This is a genomic window from Wolbachia pipientis (genome assembly GCF_023661085.1).
In the GTDB taxonomy this organism is placed as follows: domain Bacteria; phylum Pseudomonadota; class Alphaproteobacteria; order Rickettsiales; family Anaplasmataceae; genus Wolbachia.
The window spans coordinates 1-7,115 of record NZ_JAHDJT010000066.1 but is presented as its reverse complement, the minus strand read 5'-3'; the positions used below and the strand labels follow the sequence as shown (position 1 = coordinate 7,115).

Genomic DNA, 7,115 nt, shown 5'->3' with positions numbered 1-7,115 from the left:
ACGCCAATATCATAAGATAGATAGTGAATAACTAGCTACTCGGGGTTTCTTTTGCCTTTTTTCTGCTTAGTTTAGTTATGCAAGAAGTGCATTTTCAATCTCTTTTCTATACAAATACCAAAAATATATCTAAAAATTATAACGAATTCCTACCTTTAAAGTTGCATCTGGCATTTTTAATGCTTTTAAACCACTTAGTTGCCCGCCTACGGTAATACCAACTGTACCAACTATCTGTGGAGTAATTTCATAATCAACACCAACCTTTAGTTTATAGGAAATAGAACCCAGTATTTTGTCTATTAGAGGTAATATTTTTCTCTCATCTGCTACTGTAGTTGTTATTTCTCTTGTCAATGGAGGTGTTATCTCGTTTTTTACTGAAGGTTTTATTTCGTCTTTCACCAGTAGTTTTGGTTCTTCTTCAGCTGTAGGTTTTGGTTTTTCTTCCACAGGTAGTTTTGGTTCTTCTTCCGTCGGCGGTTTTGGTTCGTCCTCTACTGGTGGTTTCAATTTATCTTTTGCTGTAGGAGTTGGTTTTTCTTTCACCGATGGTTTTGTTTTGTCTTTTGCTGGCGGTTTTGACTTTTCTTTTACCGATGGCTTTTTTGTATCCTTTTTTTCTCTTTTTTTTGTTCCTACAACTAAATCTCCAACAAAATCAAACACATCACCAAGAATACTTCTCATTTTTCGTGGCTCTTCCATTGCTAGATCTTTAAGACCTTTACTGCTACCAAAAGGTACGATTTGGAGATATCCTCCTAAGCCTACACCAACATAAAGTTTCACTGGATTAGTATCAGGATTAGGATAATAACGGTAATTTGCTAGCAGAGCAGCTCCTATGTTCTGTAGTGACCGAATCTCACTTAGAACCTCAAGTTCGAACTTGGATTTTTTGTTATAATGATAACCAAAAACAACTCCAGGCTTCATTTTAAAGCCATCATCCCACCCAGCACCAAAGTTTAAACCTGTGTAGTATTTATCTTCTAAATCAGTTGCATCCTTTGCTACACCTGCTAAAGATGAAGTAAGCAATATGGCAAAAGCAAATAATTTCTTCATCTCCACATGGACCCCATACTGTGTTTGTCCTTCTTCAAAACAGGTTGGATTAAGAGGGAATAAGCATCTCAACAATTCTGTTTGCTGGTGATAAATTTTTTATCCCGAGTATAATTTATTCATGGTAATGTATTTTTTAGATTACACTTAAATATGACATTCCATATAACACTTAAAGATAAAACTCAGCCTAGACATTAAAAATTATACCGAACTCCTAACTCCAAAACTGCATCTGGTATTTGTATCGGTGGTTTAAAATTACTTAGCTGACCGCCCATGGTAATACCAACTGCGCCAATTATCTGTGGAGTAAATTCATAATCAACACCAACCTTCAGTTTATAAGAAATAGAACCTAGTATTTTGTCTACTAAAGATTGACCAGGGGACTCTGTACCATAAACACCCGGAGTAGTGCTATCTACTATAGCGCCGCTTGTACTATCGGTTGTAGTAGTAGTGGTAGTTTCATCATCACTTGTAGTAGTGGTAGTTCCGTCACCACTTGTAGTAGTGGTAGTTTTATCATCTTCATCAGTTCGAGTTCCACCACCAAAGCCAAAAGGTACTATCTGGAGGTATCCACCCAAACCTCCACTAACGTATAGCTTAACAGGATCGATATCAAGGTCAGGATAAAAACGGTAGTTTGCCAATAAGCTAGCGCCTATGCTCTTCAATGACTGAATATTGCTGAGAACTTCAAGTTCAAATTTAGAGTTTTTATCATGATGGTAACCAAAAACAATGCTAGGTTTCACTATAAAGCCGCCGCCCCAGCCGGCACCGAAGTTTAAACCTGCGTAATACTGACCTTCTAAATTAGCCGCTACATCACCCGCTACACTCGCTAAAGATGAGGTGAGTAATACAGCTAAGGCACATAATCTCTTCATTTTCATATAACTCCTCATACAAAAAAAATATATATAATGCACAAGTATATAACTTTTATATTAAAAAAGGTATAACTATAAAATTAAGGATCGCTACTTAGATTTTTATATAACTATGTTTACTATCTTATTTGGCACAGCATATATAGCGCGAACTTTGCTTTGATCGATCCTGTTGGACATAGAGTCTATTGCTACTTTCTTTAATTCTTCTTGAGATAAGTCAACTGCCACCTCGATTGTTGCACGCAATTTTCCATTGATCTGAACTGCCACAGTCACCATGTCATCAATTAGCAGTGACTTGACAGCTTGTGGCCAAGGCCTTAGATATAGCATACCTTCGCCTCCTATTTCTTGCCATAAGTTTTCAGCCAGGTGTGGTATAAATGGCTCAATTACTCTGATTAGTATACATATACCTTCATCAATAAGAGATTTTCCATCTTTCACATCTATTTCAGCTATTAAATTTGTCATTTCACGGAACTTTGCCACTACACAGTTTAATCTGCAACTTTCCAAGTCATCTGTAAGTCCGTGCAAGAGCTTATGTATTTTTTTTCTGTATTCTAGAAGTTGACCCGTAACATTTTCATTATCATAGCTTGTAGTCACAGGTCTTAGCTGCATTACCATACGCCACAATTTATTTATATAGCGAGAACAACCTTCTACGCCATCATCAGACCATTCCATATCTTTCTCTGGAGGAGTGTCAGATAAGACAAACAAGCGAGCAGTATCAGCACCGTACTTTTCTATGATAAAATTTGGGTCAACTGTATTTTTTTTTGATTTGCTCATCTTCTCAACTTTTCCAACTTGAACCTCAGCACCTTGTGCCATCAATTCCTTTGCTTCTTCAGGAAAAAGCCATTTACCATTCTCATCTTTGTAAGTTACATGGCAAACCATTCCTTGAGTGATCAAAGTGGAGAAAGGTTCCTTAATATCAAGGTAACCACACTTGGTCAAAGCACGGCAAAAAAATCGCGAGTAAAGCAGGTGCAAGATCGCATGTTCTATTCCACCTATATAATAATCTACAGGCATAAAACGATTACACGCATCCTTATTGATAGATTTATTTTCACTACAAAATGCAGCAAAATACCAGGAAGATTCAAAAAAGGTGTCAAATGTATCAGTTTCACGCTCTGCTTGCTTTCCACATTTTGGGCAATCAACGAATTTCCATGTTGGGTGTTTATCAAGTGGATTACCACCACTTTTACATTCCACATCCGTTGGCAGAACTACAGGAAGGTCTTTTTCCAGCACTGGCACAGTACCACAATCTTTACAATATATAATAGGTATAGGGCATCCCCAATAACGTTGCCTTGAAATTCCCCAATCATGTAAGCGATAGTTTATCGTTTTTTTGCCTATTCCTTTTTCTTCGAGCTTTTTAACGGTTACTTTCTTTGCTTTGCTGACCGTCAATCCGTTTAAAAACTCAGAGTTAAACATTATCCCATCGCCGGTGTATACTTCTTTTAAGGTCTCTGTGGCTTGTGCACCCTCTTCACGAATTACAGGAATAATTGGCAAATTATACTTCTGTGCAAATTCAAAGTCACGCTGATCATGTGCAGGGCATCCAAAAATTGCACCTTCTCCATACTCCATCAATACAAAATTCGCTATATAAAGTGGCAATTCCTTGTCAAGAAATGGGTGTTTGACGTTCAATCCAGTGTAAATTCCAAATTTTTCGTCATTTTCCCCCTTTGGTTTTATATCATCAATTGTCATTCCAGCGCGTGACGCTGGAATCCATTCATCTTTTTGCTGGATCCCAGTGTCGAAGCACTGGGATGACAAAACTTCAGGAGCATCTGAAAGCATGATATCCTGCACAATAGGGTGCTCTGCTGCTACCGCAAGAAAAGAAGCTCCAAACAAAGTATGAGGAGAAGTTGTAAAAATCTTTAGTTTCTTATTTAGGCCAACTATTTCAAACTCTATAGTCACCCCTTCGGATTTTCCTATCCAGCGCTCTTGCATTGTTTTGACTTTTTCTGGCCAATTTTTTAAATCTTGCAAGCACTTGAGTAAATCTTCAGCAAAATCAGTAATCTTTAAAAACCATTGGGATAACTTACGTTTTTCAACAACGGCACCTGACCGCCATCCTTTTCCGTCGACTACTTGTTCATTTGCAAGCACTGTCTGGTCGACTGGATCCCAGTTAACCCACGACTCTTTTCGATAGGCAAGTCCGTGTTTTAAAAAATCTAGGAAAAATTTTTGTTCGTGTTTGTAATAGTCAGGTTCACATGTAGAAAGTTCACGCTCCCAATTATAAGAAAGACCTATAGATCTAAGCTGCGCATGCATATTATTTACATTCTCTTTTGTCCATGCCGCAGGATTAATGTTGTTGTCCCTTGCTGCATTTTCAGCGGGTAACCCAAACGCATCCCAGCCAATTGGGTGCAAAACCTCAAATCCGCAAGCTCTCTTGTAACGTGATATTACATCTCCTATTGCATAGTTGCGCAGGTGTCCCATGTGAATTTTACCGGATGGATATGGAAACATCTCCAATACGTAACATTTCTCTTGTTTGCTACTTTCGCTTACAGAGAAATTCCACTTATCTTGATAAAATTTTTCAACGTTTTTAAAATCATATTTCATATAAATCCAAATTCAATTACAGTTCATATGCTTCAAAGGATCAACCGCTTGACCGTTATGCCGTATTGTAAAGCACATCTGCGGATCTTTATCCTGCGTACTTGACTTACCTGCAGATCCAATTACTTGACCCTGTTTTACTTTATCACCAATTTCAACGTATATGTTTTTTAAATAGGAGTACACAGTCACATAATTATCTTTGTGTTCTACTATAATTAAATTTCCATACCACCTCAGCCCTTTGCCTACATATATCACTTCACCAGGTGCAGAAGCAACCACATTCGTTCCGCCTTGAGCAGCAATTTTTACTCCATCTTTGCATACTTCATCAGAGGAGGCAGTTGAAATAATAGTACCTTTAACTGGCATTACAAACTTACAATTTACCCCATTAATTTCCACATTTTGCGCTTTATTGTTATCTCTATGTACCTTATCTACGACGGCTTTTCTATTTTCTTTTTTTATTGAAGGGTCAACATCCTCTCTAATTAAATGATATTCCCTTGTATATTCTAGGTCTCTTTTCCCATAAAACTCTTCACCTTTAAGCAGCACAGGTGCAGGTTTTTGCAGGCCGCAGCTTACTAGTATTGCCGATAATATAAAGAATGAGGCTATACGCCACATAAATCTATTTAGATGATTTAAACTATATTAAATAGCATACTTTTGAAGATAAAAAGATTTTTATGTTATTTTTTCTGTTTATTTGTTTATGTCTCCAATTTTATCACACATAATGGAGACAAAGATTTATATTTCGTGTTTTATGTCTCCATCATTTATTGGTAGGCAAGCTGAGTTAAAGCAATTACTGGAGCTTAAAGAAAAAAATACCGCATCCTTTGCAGTAGTCAAAGGAAGGCGTCGTATAGGAAAGAGTCGATTAATTCAAGAGTTTGGTAAGCATTTCGAGCAATATTATTCATTTATAGGTTTGCCACCAGAAAAGCATACTACAATATCTCACCAACTTAATGAATTTTCTAGGCAAATTGCTAGGCAATTTAATACGTCTTTTGCTAGGTATGATGACTGGAGCGATTTACTATGGGCAGTTGGCGAGCGTCTACTATCAGGGAAAATATTACTGCTATTTGATGAGATTTCTTGGATGGGCTCAAAAGATCCAACTTTTTTGGGCAAAATAAAGAATTTTTGGGATACACAGCTAAAAAATAACAACAAGTTAATTTTTGTTGTGTGTGGATCTGCATTATCTTGGATCGAAAAAAACATACTCAGTAGCACTGGTTTTGTGGGAAGAATATCATTGACTTTGACACTTGGGGAATTAGCACTTTTTGACTGTAATAGATTCTGGCCAAAAAATATTTCAGCATATGAAAAATTTAAGGTACTCGCAATAACCGGCGGAATTCCAAAATATTTAGAAGAGGTAAATTTTAAACACAGTGCTGAAGAAAATATCAAAAAGCCTGGTTTCTCGAAAGGCGGGTTTTTAGTTGAGGAATTTGACCAAATATTTTCAGATTTATTCATGCGAAAAACAGTTTTTTATAAGCAAATAGTTAGAGCTCTTTCTACTGGAGCTAAAGAGCAGGAAGAAATTTGTGCTGCTTTAGACATTGCGAGACATGGACGCATTTCCGAATATCTATATGAGCTCGAGCTTGCTGGTTTTATTGCAAAGGATCACACTTGGAATATAAAAACGGGTATTGATTCGCGACTGAGAAGGTATAGACTTCAAGATAACTATTTAAGGTTTTATCTAAAATATATTGAAAAAAATCTAGGAAAAATTAATCGCAACACCTACCCCACGGGATTGCTCGCATCTCTACCGGAGTGGCATACAATCATCGGACTTCAGTTTGAAAATTTGGTGCTCAACAATAGAAAAAGTATACATAATATCTTGGGAATTGATGGAATAGTAAGCGAAAATCCATTTTTTCAGAAGGGAACGCGTAATAGTGCTGGTTGTCAAATTGATTATATGATTCAAACAAGGTTCAACACTCTCTACATTTGCGAAATCAAATTTTCAAAGAATAAAATTGGTCGTTCAATAATCCAGGAAGTACAAACGAAAATAGATACACTAAACCGTCCAAAAGGCTTTTCATGCCGTCCAGTTCTCATTCACGTTAATGGTGTAAGTGATGACGTTATAGATAGTGACTACTTTGCAAACATAATTGATTTTGGAGAGTTGTTGAATTGTAATACCAATGGTAATAGAACAAATTAAAGGTACCGTTTTGCCAGTGTGTAACCCCAGCACTCCTTCTCCTGTTATTCAAGTAGTCCTCCTCCTGTCATTCCAGTGCTCTCTTCTTGTCATCCAAGTACCCCTCCTCCTATCATCCAAGTAGCTGACACTGGGGCTAGGATGCCACTTTAGCAATAAATGTTTAAGAAATTTACCAAACGAGAAAAAGGCAAAGAAACCCCGAGTGGCGAGTTTTGACTCTATAATACTTTAAATTGGCGCTATAATAATTTACTGACGCTTAGTTT

General features: G+C 37.0%; 5 protein-coding genes. 1 reads left to right on the top strand and 4 read right to left on the bottom strand.

Features of this window, described 5'->3' with window-relative positions:
- Nucleotides 1–129: 129 nt before the first annotated feature.
- The 4 genes from DM84_RS03750 to DM84_RS03735 all read right to left on the bottom strand — a co-directional run bounded on the left by DM84_RS03750 (nt 130) and on the right by DM84_RS03735 (nt 5,255).
- Nucleotides 130–1,071, bottom strand: a complete 942-nt coding sequence (locus tag DM84_RS03750; RefSeq protein ID WP_250778403.1) for a hypothetical protein — start codon at nt 1,069–1,071, stop codon at nt 130–132.
- Between the two features lie 197 nt (nt 1,072–1,268).
- On the bottom strand, nt 1,269–1,976 hold the full coding sequence (locus tag DM84_RS03745; protein WP_250778402.1) for a hypothetical protein: 708 nt from the start codon (nt 1,974–1,976) through the stop codon (nt 1,269–1,271).
- Nucleotides 1,977–2,075: 99 nt separating this feature from the next.
- Entirely contained in the window at nt 2,076–4,619 is a 2,544-nt protein-coding gene (leuS, locus tag DM84_RS03740) for a leucine--tRNA ligase (RefSeq protein WP_250778401.1), read from the bottom strand.
- A gap of 12 nt (nt 4,620–4,631) precedes the next feature.
- Nucleotides 4,632–5,255, bottom strand: coding sequence for a murein hydrolase activator EnvC family protein (locus tag DM84_RS03735; RefSeq protein WP_250778400.1), 624 nt, complete (start codon nt 5,253–5,255; stop codon nt 4,632–4,634).
- 142 nt (nt 5,256–5,397) lie between these two features.
- Here DM84_RS03735 and DM84_RS03730 point away from each other — a divergent pair, with 142 nt between their 5' ends.
- Complete coding sequence (locus DM84_RS03730) at nt 5,398–6,846, top strand: AAA family ATPase (RefSeq protein ID WP_250778399.1); 1,449 nt, start codon at nt 5,398–5,400, stop codon at nt 6,844–6,846.
- Nucleotides 6,847–7,115 lie beyond the last annotated feature (269 nt).

Bases quoted from the DNA above. Each gene is read 5' to 3' on its own strand.
- leuS (WP_250778401.1), bottom strand. From the start codon at position 4,619: ATGAAATATGATTTTAAAAACGTTGAAAAATTTTATCAAGATAAGTGG.
- DM84_RS03745 (WP_250778402.1), bottom strand. From the start codon at position 1,976: ATGAAAATGAAGAGATTATGTGCCTTAGCTGTATTACTCACCTCATCT.
- DM84_RS03730 (WP_250778399.1), top strand. From the start codon at position 5,398: ATGTCTCCATCATTTATTGGTAGGCAAGCTGAGTTAAAGCAATTACTG.
- DM84_RS03750 (WP_250778403.1), bottom strand. From the start codon at position 1,071: ATGAAGAAATTATTTGCTTTTGCCATATTGCTTACTTCATCTTTAGCA.
- DM84_RS03735 (WP_250778400.1), bottom strand. From the start codon at position 5,255: ATGTGGCGTATAGCCTCATTCTTTATATTATCGGCAATACTAGTAAGC.